This window comes from Streptomyces lunaelactis, from assembly GCF_003054555.1.
In the GTDB taxonomy this organism is placed as follows: domain Bacteria; phylum Actinomycetota; class Actinomycetes; order Streptomycetales; family Streptomycetaceae; genus Streptomyces; species Streptomyces lunaelactis.
In genome coordinates, this window is the sequence record NZ_CP026304.1 from 4,262,148 (window position 1) to 4,285,919 (window position 23,772).

The window sequence follows — 23,772 nt, forward strand, 5'->3', positions numbered from 1 at the left end:
ACCAAGGAGACCGTCAGCATGCCCCCTTCCCTGTTCTGGCCCAAGGCCCTCCGGGGCGCGTTAGTTGCCGCCGAATACGGCCTGCCGGTGTTTCCTCTGGCTTCCAGCAAGTTGCCGGCGCTGCGTAGCCCGCATCCCGGCGAAGCATGCCGCGGTGAGTGCGGCCGGATCGGTCACGGCGTCCACGACGCGAGCACCGACCCTGCCCGGGTGCAGCTGCTGTTCAAGTCGGCGCCCCGGGCGACCGGTTACGGCATCGCCTGCGGAATGCCTCACGTGCATCTGGTCGGCGTCGACCTGGACCGCAAGAACGGCGTCGACGGAGTCGCAGCCCTCGAACAGCTCGCGGTCCGGCACGAATTCAGCCTCCCTCCAACCACCACCGTCCATACACCGAGCGGAGGACTGCACCTCTACCTCAAGGCCCCCGGCGATGCGCTCGTGCCCAACTCGGTGAGCCGTCTCGGCCCAGGCATCGATATCCGCGGCACGGGCGGATACCTGGCCGGACCCGGCTCCTGGTCCCCGCGCGGCACGTACCAGCTAGCCAGCCGCGCCTCCGCCGGCATTCAGCCCGCGCCATCTGCTCTGCTGAAGCTCCTGGCAGCCGAGGCAAGCCCAGCCCGCCAACCCACGTCATTGCCTCCGCCGCGTGTGGAGGGGGAAGCGGGGGATGCGCTGGCGACGTTCGTCCGCGAATCGCCGGAAGGCCAGTTGAACAACCGGCTGTTCTGGGCCGCCTGCCGCGCCTTCGAGCAGCCCCGCGACGCCGAAGCCTGCGCTGATGCGCTGCTGGCAGCGGCCTGTGCAGCAGGGCACCCCGAGCGCGGAGCGGCCCGGACCATCGCCAGCGCACGCGCACGGACCAGCGGGGGAAGGAGTAACCGTTGAGTGAGAAGGACGGCAAGGGCCCATCGCAAGCCAGCCAGCTGGTTACCCTCGCACGCGAGCGCTACGACCTGGTGACCTCCGAAGACGGCCGCCCCTATGGAGTCAAGAAGCACGGGCCGAACCTGGCCTTGCCTCTGCGAGGTAGGGCCGGACTGCGCTCTCAACTCGCTCGGATCTTCACCGACATCAACCAAGGAGCCGTCGCCTCCCAGTCGGCTCTCGCGGACGCGATGACCGTGCTGGAAGGCATTGCCGCATCCACCGACCCCGTGCCGGTGCTGCTCCGGGTGGCCGGCGACGCCGAACAGGTAGTGGTGGATCTGGGCACGGCCGACGGCCGGTGCGTGGTCGCCGCCCCCGACGGGTGGTCGGTGCAGGACCGATCTCCTGTGCTTTTCCGTCGCTCAGGCGCAATGGCTGTCATGCCTGAGCCCGTCCACGACAGCGACCACGAGGGCCTGCCCCTGCTGCGGTCGCTGGTGAACATGGACGACGAGGCATTCCATCAACTGGTGGCCTGGCTCGTGGCCGCGTGGATCCCGCACATCCCACATCCGGTCCTCACCTTCAAGGGAGAGCAGGGCACCGGCAAGTCGAAGGCCGCGCAGACCATCGTGAACCTGATCGATCCCTCGCCTGCCGCCAAGCGGTCCCAGCCGCGGGACGTGAAGTCCTGGGCAACGCAAGCCTTCAACTCCTGGGCGCTGTGCCTGGACAACATCAGCATGATCCCGCCGTGGCTGTCGGACACCCTGTGCAAGGCCGTGACCGGCGACGGCATCGTCGATCGAGCCCTGTACACGGATGACGACGTGGTGGTCCTCACGTTCCGCCGCGTCTTGGCGATGACCACGATCGACGCCGGGGCGCTCGCGGGTGACCTCGCTGAACGGCTGCTGATGCTCGACCTGCAACTGATCGACGAGGACAAGCGGCGCACTGAGGAAGAGCTGGACAACGCGTTCCGAGACGCGCGACCGATGATCCTCGCAGCGCTGTTCGATCTGCTCGCGGCCGTTCTCAAGGAGCTGCCGAACGTGCAGTTGGAACGGATGCCGCGGATGGCGGACTTCGCCCGGGTACTGGCTGCCGTGGACCGCATCAAGGGGTGGCAGACCCTCGCCTCCTACACCACATCCTCGGCAGACGTCGCTGCCGACGCGTTGGAGGGTGACCCGTTCGGCAGCGCAGTCGTCTCCCTCGTGGAGGCGGATGGCTCGTGGTCCGGCACGGCAGGAATGCTGCTGGAGCACCTGCCCCACCCGGAGATGCCCCACCAGAAGTGGCCCAAGGACGCCACCCGGGCCGGCGGGCAGCTCAAGCGGCTCGCACCGATTCTGCGGTCGGTCGGGATCACGTTCGACGACAGCAAGCGAACCCCCGACCGACACCGGCAACGTCTCTACACGCTCACCGCCCCTGCGGACACCAGAGATGAGCCGATTCCAGCGTCCGTAGCGTCCACAGCGTCCGCAGTCACATCTGACCTGGGGCGATCGGCGGACACTGAGCGCGCCCCTAGCGTCCGCAAGGCGTCTGCTCAGCGTCCGCAGGATCGTCTTGCGGACGCTGCGGCCTCTCGATCGGACACTGGCGTCGCGCTAGCGTCCACAACTCCCAGCTCCCCTGACCTGCGCGAATCCGGGGCACCGGACGCTGCGGACACTGCGGACGCTGAAATGCACGCAATCTCTGGGCAGCACCCGACATGCGCCATCTGCCGACAGCCCATGGACCCCAGCACGGCCGGCGGCGCCACCACTCATCCCTGCTGCGGATAACCGAGCTCACGAAGGAGTCAGCTCAATGGCAAACCTCAAGAAGCTCCGGCTCTCGGAAGTGCTGGCAGAGATCGACATGAGCCGAGCCGCCTTCTACCGCATGCGAGCCCGTGGGCAGGCCCCGCGCATCATCAAGCTCCCCAATGGCCAGCTCCGCGTACGCCGCGAGGACCTCGACGCGTGGTGGGAGAGCCGCGAACTGCCTGCCGCTTAGCACCAATCACCACACCGAAGGGGGCCCGCCAAGGCGGCGGGCCCCCTTCGCGTACGAAGGGAGAGACGCATGCACACCTACGACGTCCGTATCTGGGGGATTCGCCGCCGGACCAGCAAGAGCGCGCCATTCCAGCTGCGTTGGCTGGTCGGCGGCAAGGAGCAGCAAGAGCCGTTCGTGACCAAGACGCTCGCGGATGCGCGCAGATCTCAACTCATGACGGCCGCTCGCAGCGGTGAAGCCTTCGACTCCGAGACGGGGCTACCCGTCTCGGAGCTGCGGAAGCTCAACCGAACGACGTGGTACGCGCATGCCCGGAACTACGTCGATCTCAAGTGGGCCAAGGCCGCGGCCAAGCACCGGGCCAGCATCGCCGAAAGTCTGACCCTCGCGACCCTCGCGCTCTGCCCCGACGGCAAGGGGCGGCCGGAGACCGAGTTGCTGCGGCGATCCCTGTACCAGTGGGCATTCAACGCTGGGCGACGCGACACCGAGCCGCCCTCCGATGAGGCGGCCGCGCTCGCGTGGGCGGACAAGCATGCGCCGGCCATCGCCGACCTCGACAGCGCCCAGCGGATGCGGGTGGTCCTCGATGCGCTGGCCAAGAAGAAGGACGGCACCGCCGCGGCGTCGAACACCGTGAAGCGTCGTCGCGCCGTCTTCAGCAACTGCCTTCGCATCGCAGTGGAGCGCGAGTTGCTGCCCAGCAACCCTCTCCAGCGCGTCCACTGGGAGACACCCAAGGCGGTAGAGGAACTGGACGAGCGAAGCGTGGCTACTCCCGCCCAGGCCGCCGCCCTGCTCGCAGCCGTGCGCAGCCAGGGAAAGCGGGGCGAGCACCTCGAAGCGTTCTTCGGCTGCATGTACTACGGCGCATTGCGCCCCGAGGAGGTCTCCATCCTCGCCCGGTCGCAATGCACGCTCCCCGAGACGGGGTGGGGGCGCCTCGATCTATCGGGCGCCCGGCCGCAGGTGGGCTCCGGCTGGACTGACGACGGCAAGCCGTACGAGGAGCGCGGGCTGAAGCATCGTGCGCAGCGGACGGTCAGGCGGGTGCCGATCCCGCCCGCCCTGGTGGCTCTCCTGCGCCAGCACATCGAGCAATTCGGCACGGACGACGACGGCCGGCTGTTCTGGGCAGTGCGCAACGGCCCGATCCGGTCACAGGAGTACGGCTCGATCTGGAAAGAGGCGCGCAAGCGGGCATTGATCCCCGAGCAAGTCGGCTCGCCGCTCGCTTCCATCCCGTACGACCTGCGGCACGCATGCGTGTCCTTCTGGCTCCGGTCCGGGGTGAGCCTCGCCGAAACCGCACGACGGGCGGGTCAGAGCATCGCCGTTCTGCAGCGGTACTACGCAAAGGTTCTGGACGGTGAGGAGGCAAGGATGAACGACCTCATCGACCGCGGGTTCGCTGAACACGCAGAGGGGCCAGGGAACACCGGCCCCGCCTGACAGTACATACGTTCGAATCCCGTGTCGCGAGCATCGCGATCAAGCCCCGAGAGGTGCCACAGGCGGCGACTGCGACGCCAGAGCACGTTTTAGCCTTCTGGCCGAAAAGGGCCACCCGCCGCAGTGCAGACAGAAAGGAATTGCCGTATTCCATTCCTTCCTTCGTCCACAGCACCCCCGGAAACACTGAAAGCGTTGGCCACAGATCACGCACCTATGGCCAACGCTTTCGGGTTGAAATTTGCGTAGCGGCTAAAAGGTCGCCAGGGCTCCCGCGAGGGACTCGGGCGGGAACTGTATTTCGCTCGTATCCAGCAGTCGGCGCAGCGAGGGAAACTCGTAGGTTCGGTAGCCAGTGATCACGCTCTTGCTCTTGCGCAGGGTGGCCATGGCGGCTTCCACGGACCCGATACTGAGGGCGAGCGCGTCGGCAAGGTCGGTCTGCGCCGGGCCCTCGACCATGAAGTCGTATGTCTTGCCGGGGACGGCGCAGTGCATGACCAGGTGTGCCAGGAGCCCAGCCAGGCGCTGCTCGGGCTTCAGGGAGTGGCGGTTGTAGATCCGCTCCGTCGCCTCGATCCGGTCGGTGACGGAGATTCCGATCGCCTTCATCAGGCTGGTGTTGGTCTCGGCGAGCGCCCTCATTCGGTCGAGCGGCATCGACAGGGTCCACGTGTCATTCAGGCAGATTGCGGTGGGCGCCGGGATGCGCTCGTCGAAGACCTCCATGCATCCGAGGACGGAGCCGGCCCCGAAGATGCGCACGGTGGAGGAGGAGCCGATCCGGGTCCGCTCCGCAACACAGCCACGGAGCACGATGTGAACGGCGGTGCCGCCGTTGGGGCCCCGGAGTTCGGTCTGCCGCCGGTACTCGCGCGATCCGTGGGCCACCTCCCGGAAACCTGAGCGGAGTTCGGAAGACAGCTCCCGGAGGAAGGAGTTGCGCTCGAACACCGCGTTCAGGCGGATCGGGCCCTTGTCCCGGTCGATCCTGCCCGTAGCGATGTCAAGCGTATAGAAGGAGGAGCCGATCTGGATGGGCTCGTTGCGCTTCCAGAAGGCCATCACCGAGCCCCCGTTCCAGTGGAGTTCGGCTGGGAGGGCGCCACGGTGGCGGGCTGCTGGTTCTGCGGCTGGAGGGACTCGAACACCCGCGGGAGCGGCGTGAGCATGGCCACGATGGCCGCGATGACGACCGCGATCCGTACGGGGGTCGAGGAGAGCACCTTGACCGTGAACGCGATCGTCATCGCCATGATCCCGACGATCATGACGGCCGCGACAAGGAACGCTGACATTCGTCTTCTCTCTTTTGTTGAACGATTGGTCGGTCTGGACTTTTTCCAGTCACTAGTGACTGGTTTATCGACGGCTTGGACTGGATTGGTGAAGTCCGAGTACAGCGCCGTCATCGAGCTGATATCGATCGATCCCTCGACGATATACGACGGGCGCGACAGTCTTGTCACCCACAAGGCCGCATGGTGGCCCGGGAAGCGCGGAGCGCTACTCGCGGGGACAAGCCCCCAGGAACCAGGGATCGAGCGGTTACTCTTTAGTAACGCCTGAATTTTGAGGATTCTCTCTGGCGGGGCGGCCGTTACATTGGTGTCGCTGACGTTGAACCTTGGTCGGTCTGGCGCCAGCGGTCGGGCAACGGCCCCGGGGGGTGGTACCCCAGGGGCCGCCCGACGCCGACAAAACTCCCGCACGCAGGGGTTACAGATGATGATCAACGCGTCACTCAGGGTGGCGGTGTCCCTGACAAGGTGAGGGCGCCGCCACTCTCCTTATTTATGGGGGTGATCCACGGTGGCCCATGAGGGTGTCACTAGCGATCAAGACCCATGAGCATTACCGGTCGTGGTGATTCCGTGAAGCCACGAGCCTCAGGAGACATGAGTCACATGCGCTAAGTCTCTTGGGTGGAAGCCGTCCTGACCGGCAGTCATGCCGATGTGCTCCGACTCCGGTTACATGCAGCGTCCCGCCCTCCGCACCCGGCCAGGGGGTGCGCCGCCGAACAACGCGCTGGCACCCCTGATGGTCGAAAACCGCCCGCTCCTCCGCGTCCTGGCACGACTGGCCGGCGGCCGACCTGGATGGGCTGCTCCGTTTCCTAGGCGTGAACGCGAGCGCAGATCCGCCTCCTCGCACAGCCCGCCGCACTTCTGGGGTCTTCCAAGATGGATCCCAGCCTGAGTCACGACGGCCTTGCCCATTACGCATGCCGCTCCGCCTCGATGCGCTCTAACCGTTCCATGCGGTCGGCGGCCCAGCCGCAGGACATCGGCGTCATTCAACAGCCGCTCGCGCTGGAACAACACCGCCGTCCACTTGAGCTCATCGCGGACTCGAATCCTGCTCTCGGACTCGCGGGCATTCTGCCTCGAGTGGTGGCGCTGGCTTCCGTGAGCCGTTGGCTCCATCCCGAACTCGGCGATCTCCTAGCGGAGGCGTACTGGATGTCGCCTTGGCCGCAGGCTGGCCACACGCGCTGGTCAACACCGGGATACCGGCGATCCAAGGTGAGACAGGCTGAACGCAGAAGGGGTGCCTCTCACTGAGAGGCACCCCTTCTGACCAGCACATACGCTGACCTGCTGCGGTGGGTGTGGGATTTGAACCCACGGTGACATCGCTGCCACGACGGTTTTCAAGACCGTTCCCTTAGGCCGCTCGGGCAACCCACCCACGCCCCAGCCACCTGCGGCGGAGCGGGTTACAGACTACCGGCCCCGCGTCGCGCGTCGCAGCAGCGTTCCTTGGTGCCCGTAGGAGTAGCCGGAGCACCGCGTACCCAGAGCCCTACCCGGAGCACCGCGCGTCAGCTGTCGCCCTTGCGTTCGCCCAGGACCACGTCCGCCGTCTTCTCCTTGCCGTCGCGCTGGAAGGTGAGCGTCACCTTGTCGCCCGGCTTGTGGTTCCAGATCTCGCTGATCAGCGTCGGACCGCTCTCGATCGGCTTGCCGTTGAACTTGGTGATGACGTCGCCCGCCTTGAATCCGGCCTTCGCCGCAGGACCGTCAGGGGTCACCGCCTCGGTGCCGCCCGCGCCCTGGGTCGCGATCTTGGCGCCCGATTCCTTGCCCGCCATGTCGACCGTCGCGCCGATCACCGGGTACACCGGTTTACCCGTCTTGATCAGCTGTTCGGCGACGTTCTTCGCCTGGTTGATCGGGATCGCGAAGCCGAGGCCGATCGAGCCGGCCTGCGTCTGGCCGAGGCCGCCGCTGCCCGCCGACTGGATCGCGGAGTTGATGCCGATCACCGCGCCGCGCGAGTCCAGCAGCGGGCCGCCGGAGTTGCCCGGGTTGATGGAGGCGTCGGTCTGCAGGGCGCTCATGTAGGAGTTCTTGCCGCTGGAGCCGTCGCCCGAGGCGACCGGGCGGTTCTTCGCGCTGATGATGCCGGTGGTGACGGTGTTCGACAGACCGAAGGGTGCGCCGATCGCGATGGTCGAGTCGCCGACCGCGACCTGCTCGGAGTTGCCGAGGGCCAGCGGGGTCAGCCCGGAGGGGGCGTTCTTCAGCTTCAGTACGGCGACGTCGTAGCCCTCGGCTCGGCCCACCACCTCGGCGTCGTACTTCTTGCCGTTGGAGAAGGTCGCGGAGAGCGTGCCACCGTCGGCCGCGGAGGCCACCACGTGGTTGTTGGTGAGGATGTGGCCTTCCTTGTCGTAGACGAAGCCGGTACCCGTACCGCCTTCGGTCTCGCTGCTCTCGCCGGTTCCGGCGCCGCCCGCCTTCGCCTCGATGGTGACCACGCTCGGCAGCGCCTTGCCCGCGACCGACGCGACCGTGCCGGGCTCGCGCTTGAGGTCCCTGGGGGCTTCGGCCGCGGCGACCGTGGTTGAGCCACTCGTGTCGTCGTTTCGCTCGGCGGCCCAGTAGCCGATGCCACCGCCGACGCCGCCCGCGACGAGCGCGGCGACGAGCACCGCGGCGACCAGTCCGCCGGACCGTTTGCGCGGGGGCTCCGCCACCTGGGCTCCCCAAACGGGACCGCCGCCGGCCCCGCCGCCGTAGGACGGGAGCGCGGGCGGGGGCGGCGGCCAGGTCGCTCCCGGCTGCTGCGCTCCCGCAGTCGTGCCGACGGTCGCCCCGGCAGGCGCCTCTGCCGGGTAAGCGGCCGGTACGTATCCGGGCAGCGGCGCGGCGGCTTGCTCGGGCTGGGGGGAGTGCCCGGGCTGCTCGGCCGCGGCCGCTGCCGGTTCTTGGGCCTCATCTCGTGAGGCGTTTGCCGACGCAGGCGTGCCTTCGGGAGCGGCGGCCGGCACAGGAGGTACGGACGGGACTGCCGGGGCGGCCGGAACCGCAGTGCCCTCGTTGCCCTCGTTCTCGCTGCTCACAGCTCTTTCTCCTCAGGTTCCACGGTTCCACATCAGTCTTCGGCAAGCGTTCCGCTGTGCAGGTGTCCGCAGTCAGCTTTTCCCACAGCACGTCAGGCCACTGTAAGCAGGACCTGTGTGTATGCGCGCAATCCTTTACGTCCGGCAAAACGGACGCATCTTCAGACCCACCGGACGGGCGCGCCGCGAGCCCCGAGCACGCGCCTACCCCGCCACGGTGACACCATGACGCGGTGACTCAAGCACGGCAGCACAACATCCAGGTCGTCGCCCACCGAGGCGCCTCCGAAGACGCCCCCGAGCACACCCTGGCCGCGTACAAGAAGGCGATCGAGGACGGCGCGGACGCCCTCGAGTGCGATGTGCGCCTCACCGCCGACGGCCATCTCGTCTGCGTCCACGACCGCCGCGTCAACCGCACCTCCAACGGCCGCGGCGCCGTCTCCGCCTTGGAGCTCGCGGATCTCGCCGCCCTCGACTTCGGCACCTGGAAGGGCCGTGAGGACGCCGCGGAGAGCCCCGACTGGGGAGACCCCTCGCTCACCTCCGTACTCACCCTCGAGCGGCTGCTGGAGCTGGTGGCCGATTCCGGCCGCCGTATCGATCTGGCCATCGAGACCAAGCACCCCACCCGTTGGGCGGGCCAGGTGGAGGAGCGACTGCTTCATCTGCTCGGGCGGTTCGGCCTGGACGCCCCAGAGGCCGCCGACGACTCGCCCGTACGGATCATGAGCTTCTCGGCCCGCTCCCTGCACCGGGTCGCCGCGGCCGCGCCGAACATCCCCACCGTTTACCTGATGCAGTTCGTGACGCCCCGGCTGCGCGACGGCCGGCTGCCGGCCGGCGCACGGATCGCGGGCCCGGGCATGCGGATCGTACGCAATCACCCCGGCTACATCGCCCGGCTGCACCGGGCGGGCCACCGCGTGCACGTCTGGACGGTCAACGAGCCGGAGGATGTCGAGCTCTGTGCCCGCCTCGGCGTCGAGGCAATCATCACCAATCGCCCGAAACAGGTGCTGTCACAACTGGGCCGCCTTTAACACCGATTACAGGGAGTGCACCGGCGCGTTCGGTCCGTATTCGATCGTTACGAGTGCGTCACTGGCCCGCCCTTGGCCGGTTTCCGGTCCAGTCCATTGGGGCATTCACACCGTGGCGTGGGGCAAAGGAGGTCTCGGGGGTGGCGTTGGTGGTGGCACAGGAGGTGCCCACGTCGTCGAGCATGGCCGTATCCCACGGCCCTGCGGGCGTGGGTAAGGCACGACACCGGATGCGTGAGCAGTTGAGCCGCAGCGGGGTGTCGGAGACGATCCTCGACGATGCAGTACTGATCCTTTCCGAACTGCTCAGCAATGCCTGCCGGCACGGCAGGCCGCTGGGGCACGCGGACGTGGGCGACGGAGATGTCCGTGCCGCCTGGCGCGTCGACCGAGCAGGCCGGCTGACGGTCGAGGTGACAGACGGAGGCGGTCCGACCCGACCGATTCCGGCCACGCCATCGGTGACCGCCCGAGGCGGCCGCGGGCTCAACATCATCAGCGCGCTGGCCCAGGACTGGGGTGTCCGCGACAGCGCGACCGGCGAGGTCACCGTGTGGGTGATCGTCACCGAAGGGCATCGGCGCGAGGATTTCGCTACGCGCGTCACAAGCCCCAGCTTCGATTTCGCGGACTCGTACGACGATCTCGACTGAGTCCGCCGAGGCGGACTCGCGGACGGACTGCGACCGGAGTGCGGACGCACTCCGGCCGGAGTGCGGACGGACTGGGGCGGGGACCGAGCGGGACCCCGGCAACACGACCGGGCAACACGACCGGGCAACACGACCGGGCAACGCGACCGGGCAACGCGACCGCGGAACGCGTGTGGGGCTGCTCCCCGTGACGGCAGCGGAAGGCTAGGCTCGCGCCCGACCCAGCACCACCGCAGTCGGGAGAGAGCCACCCATGGCCAAGAAGCGCCCCCAGACCAAGGCCAAGCAGCCGCAGATCACCAGCGCAGAGATCCCGGTGGTGGCCGCACGCGAGCCCTGCCCCTGCGGCTCCGGCCGCCGCTACAAGGCCTGCCACGGCCGGGCCGCCGCGCACGCCGTGACCCAGCTGGTCCAGCGCCCCTTCGAGGGACTGGCCGGTGAGTGTGACCTGGTGGCCCTGCGCGAGCTCGTTCCCGCAGCAACGGTCCCGCTGGCCCTCAAGGGCGGGCTGCCCGAGGGTGTGCCGTCCGTAACCCTGGCGACCGTCCTGCCGATGGCCTGGCCGGCGCTGCGCCGAGACGACGGCTCCGTCCTGCTGGGACTGCAGAACGACACCTCGTCCGGCGACCTCAGCCGCGATCTCGCGGACACCCTCCAGCGGGCGCTGAAGGCCGAGCCCGGCACCCCGGTCGCCGCCCAGCGCGTGCCTGCCGACGGCGTACGCCTGCAGGACCTGCTCGACGACAGCGCCGACTTCGAGCCGACCGTGCACTCCGGCTTCGAGTTCTGGGTCCCTGACTCCGCGGAGAGCGCCACCCCCGAGGTCGCCGCGTCCCTGGAGCGCGCGAACGCCGCCGCGATCCCGACCGTGAAGCTGTCCGGCGTCGACTCCGCGTACTGGTGCGAGACCCCGGAGAAGAACCACCTGCGCTGGGTCATGCCGCAGCCCGAGGAGCAGCTCCTCGACGCGCTCGCCCGCCTGCACGCCGCCGGTACGTCCTCGCTCGGCGAGGGAACCCGGCTGGTCGGTTCCTTCCGCGCGCACGGACTGATGGTCCCGGTCTGGGACCTGCCGAGCGGGATGGACGCCGAGGAGTGCGAGAAGCCGGCGGCGGAGCTCGCCGAGCGGCTGGCGGCGGCCCTCGCGGCCGGCACTCCGCTGACTCCGGAGGAGCGCCGGGCGCGCGGCGGGCTCACCAACCGCCAGGTCACCCTGAGCTGAGAGTGACGGTTTCTGTCGACCGATAGGTGACTCCAGTCACAACTCGCCCTATGGACAGGTAAATCCCTGTCCGAATACTCCAGATCGAATTTGCGAACTGCCGATCTCTTGTTACCGTTCTAGAAGCCCGGTCGCTGGTGCATCCCCCGTCGCCAGCGACCGGGCGCTTCCATTTCTGTGGAACGGCTCGTTCCGTCAACGGTCGTCAACGGACCTCAGGCGCACCGGAGTTGCTCCCGGACCTCAGCAGTAGAGGCCCTTCTCCCACTTCGTCCGCAGTCGCGAACTCCGCCACCGCCGAATACTCCGCGACAGCGCCGCGAGAAGGCTCACGGGGCGTCTCACAGGCGTCCGGCTCGTCCCCCGCGCCAACCACACAGTTCGTCTGCAGAGTGCGCCCGCCGGGCCCCATCAGAGTGAGTACGGAACTCAATTCCTCCCCCGTCGCATTGCGGTAGTACGTGCGCGCCCATGTGTCGCGTCCCTCGGTCAGCACACAGGTCTGGGCCTCGACCCCGTCGGGGGAGGTGAGTTCCGGCCCACATTGCGCGGCCGTCCGGGGCGCAATGGCCCCCGCCACATCCGAGTCGTCCGAGGCATCGGATCCCTCGGAGCCGCCGATCCCGGGGAGCAGCCCCTGCTCGGGCTCCGTCCTGGGCTCCGCCTTGACCTTCGCCCCCTCCGGGGGCGAGGAGTCGGATCCCGGCCAGAGACCGTCGGCCGGTCCCGCGGAGGCGGCAGGCGGCAGCAGTGCGGCGAACACCGCGGCGGCGGTGAGACCGATCATGCGGAGATTCATGGGTCCACCTGCCGACTGCGCGGGAAATTCAACGGTGGGCCGAAGATATCGACGGAATACGGGTGCCCGGGGGGCCGCGCGCCCAATTCCCGTACAAGTCGGTCCAGCTCTTACCCGTACGAGTGAGAGAGCTGGACCGCGAGCGCTCGGCTCAGCAGAGGAGCCGACTGCTCAGCGAGCGAACCGGCCGCCCGTAGGCGAGCCGGTTGCTCGGCAGTCGAGCCGACTGCTCGGTGGGCGAGTGCTCAGTAGGCGAGCCGGCTGCCGCCGTCCGGTGCGCTGGTGCTCGCCTCGACCAGCGCGTCCACCACCGCCTCGACGTCCGGCAGCCAGGGAGCCGCGGATCCGGGCAGCGGCGCGCGCTCCCAGCGCACCTGTCCCGTCCCCGTCTCCGAGGGCGGCAGCACCAGATAGCCGCCCTCGCCGTGGAAACGCAGCGAGCTCGGCACGCAGTCCTTCACGAAGAGCAGCTCGCCGAGCTGCTCGAGGGTGTACGGAGCCACCAGCAGCGACCAGCGGGTGGGCGTGGCGACGACCGGTCCCAGTCGCATACCCATCCGGTCGAGCTCCGACAGCGCTCGTGCTCCGGCGACGGCCGGCAGGCTCACCGCGCACGGCGCGCGGCCTCCGGTGGCCAGCATGATCGGGGCGGTGGGCCGGTTGGTCCACCACCAGCGCACCATCCGCTCGTCGGTTGTCGCCGCCAGGATTCCGGGGTCGAAGGGGTGCGCGCCGGGTACGACGCACTCGGGGTCGGGGCAGGCGCAGCCGCGGTCACCGCGACTTCCGGCCGCTTTCAGTCCCACACCGGGGAGTACAGGCCATTGCCACTCGGCGACGCAGGTGAGCGCCGCTCCGAGCTGTGCAGGCCCCCTCTTGCGACGGAACAGGAGCCTGCGTCGCCTTCCGAGGATCTCGCGCATGAGCGCTCGTTCCTTTCCGTTGAACGCCGAGGTCCACATCACAACATGTGTGCAGCTCTTCACTGTGCGTACAAGTCGGCGCATCACCGCCCTTGCCGCCTGCATGGGCGACGCCCCGCTTCGCCTGCGGCAGGATCGCCGCCCGGGGGTCGAACGTGGGCTGTAGTCCATTAAACGCGTGGCGAGGGGTGGCGCGCGCCTGGCGCTTGCGGTCCCGCTGTAACTTTTCCCCGCCACTCGGGGATGGGGCGCGGCTTACGGGTGTTAGGACGCCCGGGCCCGCCGCCAGGTTCCGGGGCGGTCCCAACTGCCCCTGGCCGTCACCGTTTACGTACCCATCACGCTTGGGATGACGCTCCCCTTCGGGCCGACGCCCTGGGGGGACCCCCGGTCGAACGCCATCAGTCGAACCCAGTACACCGCCATCGTGTGCATTTTTCAGCCAAGTTAACGGTCCCGTAGACACCACCAATACCACTGGGGCAATGCTGGACATCCCCTTACTTGTGCGTGTACATGTGGATGCATTGATAGCGGCGCAGAATGACATGGGGGTTTGCGATGCTATTGAGCGAAACGAACCAGTCGGAAAGCCGACTGCCATGAGCGCCCCTCACCTGCCGAAAGTGGCTGGAATCGATTCAGCGGTTCCGACGCCCGCGCAGACTTCCTCGCCCATGCCCGCCTTCCCTGCCGCACCAGCCCCTCCCGGAGCGGTGATTCAGGACCGGCTGGCCGGCTGGGTCTCCGATCTGACCACGCTCCACGAACTCACCGAGCGCCTGGCCAGAACCGGCTCGCTCGACGAAGCCCTCCATGAGCTGCTGCGCGCCGGAGCCGCCCTGGTCGGCGCCCGTCGCGGCATGGTCGTACTCGAACCGCCGCCCGGCGCTTCGCGAGCGAACGACTGCTTCGACGAAGGCCGCGGTCCCGCTCTCACCAAGCGCCTCGGGTTCACGCATGCCGAGCTGGGCCATATCGAGACAGTCCCACGCAGTGCGATCGCGTACGGCCGGATCCTGGACGGCCGGCTCCCGGACGGACAGCCAGGTCCCGCCGGTCACCCCGAAGCCGTGGCCGATGGCGATCTGCTCGGCGACAAGACCCTCGACCCCCGCTACCGGGAGGTCGCCGTCCGCCTCGGCTATGCCGCCAGCTACACCCTGCCGCTCGCCTCCACGGCGGCCGGCACACTCGGCGCGGCCGTCTGGATGTACGACGAGCCGGCCGCACCGGTGGAGCGGCAGTGCCATCTCGTGGGCCTCTATATGCGGTACGCCACCGAGCATCTGGACCGGCTCCTGGAACTGGAGCACGCCCGCGCCACAGTGGCGACGGTCGCCGAGGAGCTGCTGCCCAGCAGGCTGCCCCGGGTGCCCGGCGTCCAGCTCGCTGCCCGGCACCGCACGGGTCCGCGGGGCGGCGGCGACTGGTACGACGCGCTGCCGCTGCCCGAGGGCGCGCTGGGGCTCGCCGTCGGATCGGTCAGCGGCGCGGGGCCGAGCGCGCTGGCCGCGATGGGACGGCTGCGGGCGTCCCTGCGGGCGTACGCCGTGATGGAGGGCGAGGACCCCGTCGCCGTACTGTCCGACCTGGAGCTGCTGCTGCGGCTGACCGAGCCCGCCCGCACCGCCACAGCGCTCTTCGCTTACGCCGAGCCGGCCAGGAGGAAGATCGTGCTGGCCGGGGCGGGACACACGCCGCCGCTGGTGGTCGGCGAGCGGCGAACCGAGTTCGTCGAGACGTCCCTGTCGGCGCCGCTGGGGATGCTCGCCTGCTGGGAGGCGCCGAGTGTGGAGCTCTCGCCCGAGCCTGGAGAAACGGTGCTGCTGTATACGGACGGGCTGCTGCGGCGAACCGGCGACCCCATGGACCGGGCCTTCGCGCGGCTGCACGCGGCGGCCGCGAGTGTGCCCATGCCGGCTCGCGACGATCCCGCGGCGATCGCCGATCATGTGCTGCGCACGGTGCTGCCCGAGGGTCTCGACGAGGCCGACGGCGGTGAGGACGTCGTGCTGCTCGCCGCCCGTTTTGACTGATGTCTCACACGTTTTCCACAGGGCACCGGGCGGTCTTCCCGTCGCACATACGATGGAAGCCGGTCCAGTGTCGTATCGAGGAGAAGACGTGGCTGAGGAGCTCACCCCGGCGGAGTCCGATGAGGCTGCTGCCGCAGCGGGCCCGGAAGAAGAAGAGCAGCCGATCAAGCAGCGCAAGAACGGCCTGTACCCGGGAGTGTCCGACGAGCTCGCGGAGAACATGACGAGCGGCTGGGCGGACACGGCGCTGCACGATCTGGAGCCCATCGCCCAGGCGTCGCACACCGCCGCCCGCCGTGCCGCGCTCTCGGCGCGCTTCCCCGGCGAGCGCCTGGTGATCCCCGCGGGCAATCTGAAGACCCGCTCCAATGACACCGAGTACGCCTTCCGCGCCTCGACGGAGTACGCCTACCTCAGCGGCGACCAGTCCGAGGACGGCGTCCTGGTGCTGGAGCCCAAGGACGGCGGGCACAAGGCCACGATCCACCTGCTGCCGCGCTCCAACCGCGAGAACGGCGAGTTCTGGCTGTCCGGCCAGGGCGAGCTGTGGGTCGGCCGCCGTCACTCCCTGGCGGAGGCCGAGCAGTTGCTGGGCATTCCCGCCAAGGATGTGCGCGAGCTGCCGGAGCGGCTGCGCCGGGCGAGCGGCCCGGTCCGCGCCGTCCGCGGACACGACGCCGGCATAGATGCCGCGCTGACCGACAAGGTCACCGCGGAGCGGGACGAGGAGCTGCGCGCCTATCTCTCCGAGGCGCGCGCCGTGAAGGACGAGTTCGAGATCGGCGAGCTGCAGAAGGCGTGCGACTCCACCGCGCGTGGCTTCGAGGACGTCGTCAAGGTGCTGGACAAGGCCGAGGCGACCAGCGAGCGGTACATCGAGGGCACGTTCTTCCTGCGCGCCCGCGTCGAGGGCAATGACATCGGTTACGGCTCGATCTGCGCGGCGGGCCCGCACGCCACCACCCTGCACTGGGTGCGCAACGACGGCGCGGTCCGCTCCGGTGAGCTGCTGCTGCTGGACGCCGGCGTGGAGACCCACAGCCTCTACACCGCGGACATCACCCGCACGCTGCCGGTCAACGGCCGCTTCAACGAGCTGCAGCGCAAGATCTACGACGCTGTGTACGAGTCGCAGGAGGCGGGCATCGCGGCGGTGAAGCCGGGCGCCAAGTACCGCGACTTCCACGACGCCTCGCAGCATGTGCTGGCCGAGAAGCTGGTCGAGTGGGGTCTGGTCGAAGGTCCCGTCGAGCGCGTGCTCGAGCTCGGTCTGCAGCGCCGCTGGACGCTGCACGGCACCGGCCACATGCTCGGCATGGACGTCCACGACTGTGCCGCCGCGCGCACCGAGGCGTATGTCGACGGGACGCTGGAGCCGGGCATGTGCCTGACGGTGGAGCCCGGGCTCTACTTCCAGGCGGACGATCTGACGGTGCCGGAGGAGTACCGCGGCATCGGCGTCCGGATCGAGGACGACATCCTGGTCACCGAGGACGGCAACCGGAACCTGTCGGCGGCGCTGCCGCGGCAGGCCGACGAGGTCGAGGCCTGGATGGCCTCGCTCAAGGGCCCCAAGGCCTGATCAGCACCTCGTCGTAGCCACTCTTCGTACCCTGCCGGCCGGCGGGGCCCCTTTGTGGGCTCCGCCTGCCGGCTTTTGCATGTCGTGCACCCACCCGCCGCCTCACGAGGCGACGAGCGGAGCGTCCTCCCGCCATTTGAGGATCTTGTCGAAACTGACCACCGCGCCCCGCCCCGGGCGGTTGCGGAAGTGGACATGGTCGGCGAGCTCCTCGATCAGACAGAGTCCGCGGCCGCTCTCCGCCATGGCCGGGGGCTGCTGCATCGCATGTGCGCACGGCCCGCCGTGCCGGGCGGGGAAGCCGGGCCCCGAATCCGCCACTTCGATACGGCACGTCTCGCCGTCCAGGTAGGCGGTCACCCGGAACGCCGCGGAGGCTTCGCTCGCCCCCTGACCGCCGCCGTGCTCGACGGCGTTCGCACAGGCTTCGCTGAGCGCGACGGAGAGATCGTAGGAAACGTCGGGATCAACCCCCGCGGTCTCCATCGTGCCGAGCAGCAGGCGGCGGGCGAGCGGGACGCTCGCGGCTTCGCGCCGCAAGTGGAGAGACCACCAGATGCTCATGCTCCAGCCTCCTGGCTGCGGCTCGACATACCGATACGTATTGCCGCAAGCGACGGTCCATAAGCACAGAGTTGATGTGATTGCGCTCATTCGGCGGATGCGCGCCACGCGCACGCCGGTGTATGTCGGCAAAGGGGATCTTCCGGACCTGCCGTACGGCCGCTCTCACCGCAGTGCGATGATGACCCGGCCATGTCGTCCATCCCCGTTGCGCGCGCCAGAGCCGGTCTGCGGCTGCTGAGGGCCTCGGTGTTCACCGCGGTCTGTGTCGTGCTGTCCGCGACGGGACATGCGCTGGCCGCCTGTGCGGCCGTCCCCCGGTGGACGCTGGCCATCGGCTTTCTCGGGGTGTTCGCGCTGGTCGCGCCGTTCGCCGGGCGGGCGCGGTCACTGCCGTCCATCGCCGTCGCGCTGACCGCCGGACAGCTCGCTCTGCACGCCCTGTTCGGGGCCGGCCAGAGCCATCTGCGCCTCGCGCCGACCGCCGACGACGCGCTGATCAGGATGGCCGCGAAGCTGGTGTGCGGGGCGGGTTCCTCCTCCCTGAGCCCCGCCGACGCGCACCGGATCGTCACCAACGCGGGCATCGACCCGACGGCGCACGGCGTCCACACACACATGGCGGGGACCTCCGCCGCATCGCCCGGGCTGCTGCCCAGCCTCCCGATGCTGCTGGCGCATCTGCTGGCCGCGGTCGCGACCGGCTGGCTGCTGCGGCGCGGGGATCTGGCGCTGCTCCGGCTGATCAGGCTGTCCGCCGACTCGGCCCATGAGGTCGCGGAGGCCGCCTGGCTGCGGTCGCTGCGCGCCGCCCTCGTTCTCGTACGGGCGCTTCGTGCCGGTCTCACGGGGACGCCCGCGGTGGATCCGCGCACTCCCCGGCCGTCGTCCGCCCCTCCCGTGCCGTCGGCCGGAGAGGCACTCCAGCACACGGTGATCAGGCGCGGGCCGCCCGCCGCCCGCCTCGCTCTCGCAGCCTGACGCGGCCCACTCGACGGGAGTGGTGTCGCGGTGCCGCTCACCCCCAAGTGCCCGGCACACACCCCATCTCTCCTGATCCGGAGTGCCTTCTTCCATGAACCTTTCCCGTATCGCGCTCGTGACCGGCGTCGCCGCCTCCTCTGTACTGCTGCTCTCGGGCACCGCCTTCGCGCACGTCAGCGTGCAGCCCCAGGGCGAGGCCGCCAAGGGCGGTTACGCCACGGTCAACTTCAAGGTCCCCAACGAGCGCGACAACGCCTCGACCGTGAAGCTCGAGGTCAGCCTCCCGGCCGATCACCCGATCGCGTCTGCCATGCCGCAGCCCATCCCGGGCTGGAAGGCCGTGGTCACCAAGTCCAAGCTGGCCAAGCCCCTTGAGGTGCACGGCAAGCAGATCACCGAGGCGCCTTCCAAGATCACGTGGACCGCGGACGGCGGAAAGATCGGTCCCGGCGAGTTCCAGCAGTTCCCGGTCTCTCTCGGCCGGCTGCCCGAGGACGCCGACCAGTTGGTCTTCAAGGCCATCCAGACGTACAGCAACAAGGAAGTCGTGCGCTGGATCGAGGAGGCCAAGGAGGGCGCGGCGGAGCCCGAGTCCCCCGCGCCGGTCCTCAAGCTGTCGGCCGCCACGGAGGACGAGCACGGCGCCGCGGCGACGGGTGCGTCCGCGAAGGACGCCAAGGACGCCAAGAACTCCGGGCACGACGAGGACACGAAGTCCGAGGCGGCGTCGGACAGCGACAGCGACACCACGGCCCGCATCCTGGGCATCGTCGGCATCCTTGTCGGTGTCGCGGGTGTCGCCTTCGGCGTCCTGGCCGGACGCCGTCGCTCCGCCTGACGCAGCCAGAGGCCGCCCGACGTCGCTCCGGCGCCGTCCGGCGCTTCGTACATCACATTTGGGATATTTCTCCATGCGCAAGAAGACTGTGCTCGCGGCCGCGCTCGTTGTGACCGCCGGGCTCACCCTGTCCGCCTGCGGAAGCGGCGACGACTCGGCGAAGAGCCCCGTCGCCGACGTCTCCGCCCAGGCGAACCGGCCCGCGACCGTGCTCGACCGGCCCTACACCAAGCCGAACCTCGTCCTGACGGACACGCACGGCAAGAAGTACGACCTGCGCGAGCAGACCAAGGGCAGGCCGACGCTGATCTACTTCGGCTACACGCACTGCCCCGACGTCTGCCCGCTGACGATGAGCAATATCGCCATCGCCAAGAAGAAGCTCCCCAAGGCCGACCAGGACAAGCTCCAGGTCGTCTTCGTCACCACCGATCCGGAGCGGGACACACCGGCCGAGCTGGCCAAGTGGCTCCCGAGCGCCGGCGACCCGTCCTTCACCGGCCTCACCGGCGACTTCCCGACCATCCAGGCGGGCGCGCGCCAGATGGGCATCGGCATCGACCCGCCGAAGAAGGAGAAGGACGGCACGGTCGTCTCCATGCACGGCGCGCAGGTCATCGCGTTCTCGCCGAAGACCGACGCGGGCTATGTCCTGTACGGCGAGGACACCACGGCGGACGACTACGCCAAAGACCTGCCGAAGATCATCCGTGGGGAGAACCCGTGAGTCGGAGCACGGCTCTCGCCGCTGTCGTCGCCCTCAGCGGGGGGCTGGCACTGGCGGGCTGCTCGTCCGGCAGTGAGCCCGGGTCGCCCGAGTTGAAGGTCAGCGGTGCGTTCATGCCGCAGCCCGTCAACTCCGAGATGGCGTCCGGGTTTCTGACGGTGCAGAACAGCGGAGGCACGGCCGACAGGCTCACCTCCGTCACCAGCGACCTCTCGGACGACATCACGATCCACGAGTCGAAGAACCAGACGATGCAGGAGGTGAAGGCCTTCGACGTACCTGCGGACGGCGAGCTCGATCTCGAACGCGGTGGAAACCACATCATGTTCATGAGGCTCAAGCAGAAGCCGGAGCAGGGCGAGAAGGTCACCGTGGAGCTGCGCTTCGAGAAGTCCGGCCCGATCAAGGTCGAACTTCCCGTCGAGGCACCCACCCACAACCCGAAGCACTGACCTCCGAGCACTGAGGGACTGAACACGCCATGACAGCCACCGCCCCGCGCTTCGGCCCATCCCCGGTCCGGCTGCTGCTCGCCGCGACCGTGCTCCTCGGCACCCTCGTCGGCGCGCTCCTGGCCGGCGCGAGCCCCGCGTCGGCGCACGCCGCACTGACCGGAAGCAATCCGAAGGACGGGGCGGTGGTCGCCACGGCCCCAAAGGACGTCACGCTCACCTTCTCCGAGCAGATCGCCATGGGGAACGACTCGATACGGGTCCTCGAACCCAGCGGCAAACGCGCCGACACCGCCAAGATCCGTGACCTCTCGGCCGCCGGCAAGGTCACCTACGCCGTCGATCTGCTGCCCGGGCTCCCCAACGGCACCTACACCGTGGCCTGGCAGGCCGTCTCCGCCGACAGCCATCCCGTCTCCGGGGCCTTCACCTTCTCCATCGGAGCCCCCTCCGAGACCACCGCCGTCGTGTCCGGCCAGAAGGCCGGCGGAGGCGTTGTCGGCATCCTCTACGACATCGTGCGCTACGCCTCGTACGCCGGCTTCGTGCTGTTCACCGGCGGCGCCGCGTTCATCCTCGTCTGCTGGCGGCGCGGCGCTTCCGAGAGGCCGCTGCAGCGACTGGTCGTCCAGGGATGGGTGACGCTCACCGCGGCCACCCTCGCGATGCTGCTGCTGCGAACCCCCTACACCGGCTCCGGCGAACTCGCGGACACCTTCGACCTCGGCGGGCTGCGGGACGTCCTGCAGACCAAGACCGGAGCCGCGCTCAGCTCCCGGCTGATGCTGCTCGGCGCTGCCGCGCTGTTCATCGCCGTGCTCTTCGGCGCTTACGCGAAGCGGGAGGACGAGGCCGAGAAGAAGGACCTCACCTTCGGCCTCGCGATCGGCGGCACGGTCGTCGCGGCCGGGATCGCCGGGACCTGGGCGCTGTCGGAGCACGCCTCGACCGGTATCCAGCCGGGGCTCGCGATGCCTGTGGACGTGGCTCATCTGCTGGCCGTGGCGACCTGGCTCGGCGGTCTCGCGGCGTTGCTGACCGCGCTCTACCGGGCGCCGTCGATCGAGCGCACTGCCGTGCAGCGGTTCTCCACGCTCGCGTTCGGCAGTGTCGTGGTGCTCACCGCGACCGGGATCTACCAGTCCTGGCGGCAGGTCGGCTCCTGGTCGGCGCTGACCGGGACCTCGTACGGACAGCTGCTGCTGGTGAAGATCGCGCTCGTCGTCGTCCTGGTCGCCGTCGCATGGATATCGCGGCGGTGGACGGCGCGGCTCAGCGAGGTGACCGCGACCGAGCAGGAGTTGGAGTCGGTCACCGTTCCCGACGACGCGGCCGGATCGGAGGAGTCCGCAGACCCGGAACGGGCGGCTCAACTCGCCCGTCAGCAGGCCGCGCTGGCCACGACCCGCGAGAAGAAGCTCCGGGACGACGATCCGGAGCGCTGGGGACTGCGCCGTTCCGTACTGGCCGAGGCAGGCATCGCGGTGATCCTGCTGGCGGTGACGACCGTCCTGACCAGCACCGAACCGGGTCGCACGGAAGAAGAGGCGGCCAGGGCGGGCGGCACCCGGGCGGCCGCGACCGTGCCCCAGGGACCGGCCGAGATCAAGCTGCCCTTCGACACCGGCGGCAAGAACGGCAAGGGCATCATCCGGCTCAGCCTCGACCCCGCCGCCTCCGGCGCCAACGAGATGCACGTCTGGATCTACAGCCCGGACCTGAAGCTGATGGACGTGCCCGAGGTGAAGGTCGCCTTCACCCTCAAGGCCAAGCAGATCGGTCCGCTGCCGATCACCCCCGACCGCGTCACCGCCGGACACTGGACGGCGGGCGCGGTCCAGATCCCGATGCCGGGTGACTGGCAGGTCCAGGTGACGGTACGGACCTCCGACATCGACCAGACGACCATCGACAAGAACATCAAGATCGGCTGATGTACCCGTGAGTGACACCGTGAACAACCCCGTGAAGGACGCTGCGAAGGACGCCCTGAGCGAGCCCTCGAGCGACAGCGGCATCTCCAGGCGGCGGCTGCTCGGCACCGTGGGGGCGGCGGGTGCGACCGGTCTTGTGCTGGGGGCGGCGGGCGGCGCGGCCGCGTACGCCGCGGCCGGCGAAACACCGGCCGAGCTGACCACGGTCGGCTCAACCGGCGTCCCCTTCTACGGCGAGCACCAAGCGGGCATCACCACACCGCTGCAGGCCCGCGGCCATCTGATCGCCTTCGACCTGGCGCCGGGCGCCGGCCGCAAGGAGGCGGCCGCGCTGATGCGCCGCTGGTCCGCGCTGGCCGGCGAGTTGATGGCGGGTGAGGTACCCGGTGGCGGCGACGACACCGGCGTCGCGCTGGACGCCGGGCCCTCCTCGCTGACCGTCACCTTCGGCTTCGGCCGCACCTTCTTCGACCGTACGGCGCTGGTCGCGCAGCGCCCGCCGGAGCTGGACCCGCTGCCCGCCTTCTCCTCCGACCAGCTGGACGCGGGGCGCTCGAACGGCGATCTGTGGGTGCAGATCGGCGCGGACGACGCGCTGGTCGCCTTCCACGCGCTGCGCGCGATCCAGAAGGCGGCGGGCGACGCGGCCCGGGTGCGCTGGCAGATGAACGGCTTCAACCGCTCGCCGGGCGCCACCGGAAAGCCGATGACCGCGCGCAATCTGATGGGCCAGATCGACGGCACGCGCAATCCGAAGCCGTCCGAGGCCGACTTCGACCAGCGGATCTTCGTGCCGAGCCGGCCGTCGGGGACGGCGTACGACTGGCTGGCGGGAGGCTCGTACGCCGTCGTACGCCGCATCCGGATGCTGCTCGACGACTGGGAGCGGCTCCCGCAGAAGAAGCAGGAACGGGTCATCGGCCGGCGCAAGTCCGACGGGGCTCCGCTGACGGGCGGCAGCGAGACGACCGAGCTCGCGCTGGACAGGGCAGGGCCGGACGGGAAGCTGGTCATCCCCGGCAACGCGCACGCCCGGATCTCCGCGCCGGAGCAGAACGGCGGGGCGGCGATGCTGCGGCGGCCGTTCTCCTTCCACGACGGGATCGCGCCGGACGGGACGCCGGACGCGGGGCTGCTCTTCGTCTGCTGGCAGGCGGACCCGCTGCGCGGCTTCGTACCTGTGCAGCGCAAGCTCGACCGTGGGGACGCGCTGTCGGCGTTCATCCGGCACGAGGCGAGCGGTCTTTTCGCGGTGCCGGGCGGTGCGCGCAAGGGCGAGTACGTGGGCCAGCGGCTTCTGGAGTCGTGAATCCACAACGC

The 23,772-nt window shown here is 69.2% G+C and carries 21 protein-coding genes and 1 tRNA gene; 15 read left to right on the forward strand and 7 right to left on the reverse strand.

Translation table 11 applies throughout. From position 1 onward, the window contains the following. The first annotated feature begins 18 nt into the window (after positions 1-18). The 4 genes from SLUN_RS19525 to SLUN_RS19540 all read left to right on the forward strand — a co-directional run bounded on the left by SLUN_RS19525 (position 19) and on the right by SLUN_RS19540 (position 4,341). Positions 19-891: a bifunctional DNA primase/polymerase gene (locus SLUN_RS19525; protein WP_108150091.1), complete on the forward strand. Its 873-nt coding sequence runs from the start codon at positions 19-21 to the stop codon at positions 889-891. Beyond that, a complete protein-coding gene (locus SLUN_RS19530) occupies positions 888-2,672 on the forward strand; it encodes an AICE element replication initiation protein (protein WP_254709956.1) in 1,785 nt (594 codons plus the stop codon). Before SLUN_RS19525 ends, SLUN_RS19530 begins: the two co-directional genes overlap by 4 nt. 25 nt (positions 2,673-2,697) lie before the next feature. Continuing rightward, the gene (locus tag SLUN_RS19535) at positions 2,698-2,886 is read left to right on the forward strand and encodes a helix-turn-helix transcriptional regulator (RefSeq protein ID WP_108150093.1); all 189 of its coding nucleotides are present in this window, start codon (positions 2,698-2,700) and stop codon (positions 2,884-2,886) included. A 69-nt stretch (positions 2,887-2,955) separates the two neighbouring features. Continuing rightward, on the forward strand, positions 2,956-4,341 hold the full coding sequence (locus SLUN_RS19540; protein ID WP_108150095.1) for a tyrosine-type recombinase/integrase: 1,386 nt from the start codon (positions 2,956-2,958) through the stop codon (positions 4,339-4,341). Between the two features lie 252 nt (positions 4,342-4,593). Here the strand turns inward: SLUN_RS19540 and SLUN_RS19545 are convergent, their stop codons facing one another. The 4 genes from SLUN_RS19545 to SLUN_RS19560 all read right to left on the reverse strand — a co-directional run bounded on the left by SLUN_RS19545 (position 4,594) and on the right by SLUN_RS19560 (position 8,692). Next, the gene (locus SLUN_RS19545; protein ID WP_108150097.1) at positions 4,594-5,406 is read right to left on the reverse strand and encodes a Crp/Fnr family transcriptional regulator; all 813 of its coding nucleotides are present in this window, start codon (positions 5,404-5,406) and stop codon (positions 4,594-4,596) included. Further along, entirely contained in the window at positions 5,406-5,639 is a 234-nt protein-coding gene (locus SLUN_RS19550) for a hypothetical protein (RefSeq protein WP_108150099.1), read from the reverse strand. Before SLUN_RS19550 ends, SLUN_RS19545 begins: the two co-directional genes overlap by 1 nt. 1,308 nt (positions 5,640-6,947) lie before the next feature. Continuing rightward, positions 6,948-7,034 (reverse strand) — tRNA-Ser (locus tag SLUN_RS19555). Positions 7,035-7,168: 134 nt separating this feature from the next. After that, positions 7,169-8,692, reverse strand: a complete 1,524-nt coding sequence (locus tag SLUN_RS19560; RefSeq protein ID WP_108150101.1) for a S1C family serine protease — start codon at positions 8,690-8,692, stop codon at positions 7,169-7,171. Between the two features lie 233 nt (positions 8,693-8,925). Between SLUN_RS19560 and SLUN_RS19565 the strand changes: the two genes are divergently transcribed. The 3 genes from SLUN_RS19565 to SLUN_RS19575 all read left to right on the forward strand — a co-directional run bounded on the left by SLUN_RS19565 (position 8,926) and on the right by SLUN_RS19575 (position 11,610). Then, positions 8,926-9,735, forward strand: a complete 810-nt coding sequence (locus SLUN_RS19565) for a glycerophosphodiester phosphodiesterase (protein WP_108150103.1) — start codon at positions 8,926-8,928, stop codon at positions 9,733-9,735. Positions 9,736-9,788: 53 nt separating this feature from the next. Continuing rightward, on the forward strand, positions 9,789-10,388 hold the full coding sequence (locus SLUN_RS19570; protein WP_108150105.1) for an ATP-binding protein: 600 nt from the start codon (positions 9,789-9,791) through the stop codon (positions 10,386-10,388). 253 nt (positions 10,389-10,641) lie between these two features. Then, entirely contained in the window at positions 10,642-11,610 is a 969-nt protein-coding gene (locus SLUN_RS19575) for a DUF5926 family protein (RefSeq protein ID WP_108150107.1), read from the forward strand. Between the two features lie 205 nt (positions 11,611-11,815). On the opposite strand, the gene SLUN_RS19580 is transcribed toward SLUN_RS19575, so the two are convergent. Together SLUN_RS19580 and SLUN_RS19585 are read right to left on the reverse strand one after the other, a co-directional pair. After that, positions 11,816-12,409, reverse strand: a complete 594-nt coding sequence (locus SLUN_RS19580) for a hypothetical protein (RefSeq protein ID WP_108150109.1) — start codon at positions 12,407-12,409, stop codon at positions 11,816-11,818. 245 nt (positions 12,410-12,654) lie between these two features. Beyond that, complete coding sequence (locus SLUN_RS19585; RefSeq protein WP_108154839.1) at positions 12,655-13,332, reverse strand: bifunctional DNA primase/polymerase; 678 nt, start codon at positions 13,330-13,332, stop codon at positions 12,655-12,657. Between the two features lie 485 nt (positions 13,333-13,817). On the opposite strand from SLUN_RS19585, the gene SLUN_RS19590 reads away from it, so the two are divergent. Then, positions 13,818-15,371 (forward strand): PP2C family protein-serine/threonine phosphatase, encoded by a 1,554-nt coding sequence (locus SLUN_RS19590; protein WP_108150111.1) that lies wholly within the window; start codon positions 13,818-13,820, stop codon positions 15,369-15,371. A gap of 88 nt (positions 15,372-15,459) precedes the next feature. Next, on the forward strand, positions 15,460-16,953 hold the full coding sequence (locus tag SLUN_RS19595) for an aminopeptidase P family protein (protein WP_108150113.1): 1,494 nt from the start codon (positions 15,460-15,462) through the stop codon (positions 16,951-16,953). A 102-nt stretch (positions 16,954-17,055) separates the two neighbouring features. Here the strand turns inward: SLUN_RS19595 and SLUN_RS19600 are convergent, their stop codons facing one another. Next, a complete protein-coding gene (locus SLUN_RS19600) occupies positions 17,056-17,517 on the reverse strand; it encodes an ATP-binding protein (protein WP_108150115.1) in 462 nt (153 codons plus the stop codon). Between the two features lie 192 nt (positions 17,518-17,709). Between SLUN_RS19600 and SLUN_RS19605 the strand changes: the two genes are divergently transcribed. The 6 genes from SLUN_RS19605 to efeB all read left to right on the forward strand — a co-directional run bounded on the left by SLUN_RS19605 (position 17,710) and on the right by efeB (position 23,761). After that, a complete protein-coding gene (locus tag SLUN_RS19605; RefSeq protein WP_108150117.1) occupies positions 17,710-18,498 on the forward strand; it encodes a hypothetical protein in 789 nt (262 codons plus the stop codon). A 94-nt stretch (positions 18,499-18,592) separates the two neighbouring features. After that, entirely contained in the window at positions 18,593-19,339 is a 747-nt protein-coding gene (locus SLUN_RS19610; RefSeq protein ID WP_108150119.1) for a YcnI family copper-binding membrane protein, read from the forward strand. Positions 19,340-19,412: 73 nt separating this feature from the next. After that, the gene (locus tag SLUN_RS19615) at positions 19,413-20,066 is read left to right on the forward strand and encodes an SCO family protein (RefSeq protein WP_108150121.1); all 654 of its coding nucleotides are present in this window, start codon (positions 19,413-19,415) and stop codon (positions 20,064-20,066) included. Continuing rightward, positions 20,063-20,518 (forward strand): copper chaperone PCu(A)C, encoded by a 456-nt coding sequence (locus SLUN_RS19620; protein WP_108150123.1) that lies wholly within the window; start codon positions 20,063-20,065, stop codon positions 20,516-20,518. The genes SLUN_RS19615 and SLUN_RS19620 overlap by 4 nt, the downstream gene beginning before the upstream one ends. Before the next feature lie 29 nt (positions 20,519-20,547). Beyond that, positions 20,548-22,452: a copper resistance CopC/CopD family protein gene (locus SLUN_RS19625; protein WP_108150125.1), complete on the forward strand. Its 1,905-nt coding sequence runs from the start codon at positions 20,548-20,550 to the stop codon at positions 22,450-22,452. A gap of 31 nt (positions 22,453-22,483) precedes the next feature. Continuing rightward, positions 22,484-23,761, forward strand: a complete 1,278-nt coding sequence (gene efeB, locus SLUN_RS19630) for an iron uptake transporter deferrochelatase/peroxidase subunit (RefSeq protein ID WP_257153927.1) — start codon at positions 22,484-22,486, stop codon at positions 23,759-23,761. The last annotated feature ends 11 nt before the right edge of the window (positions 23,762-23,772 follow it).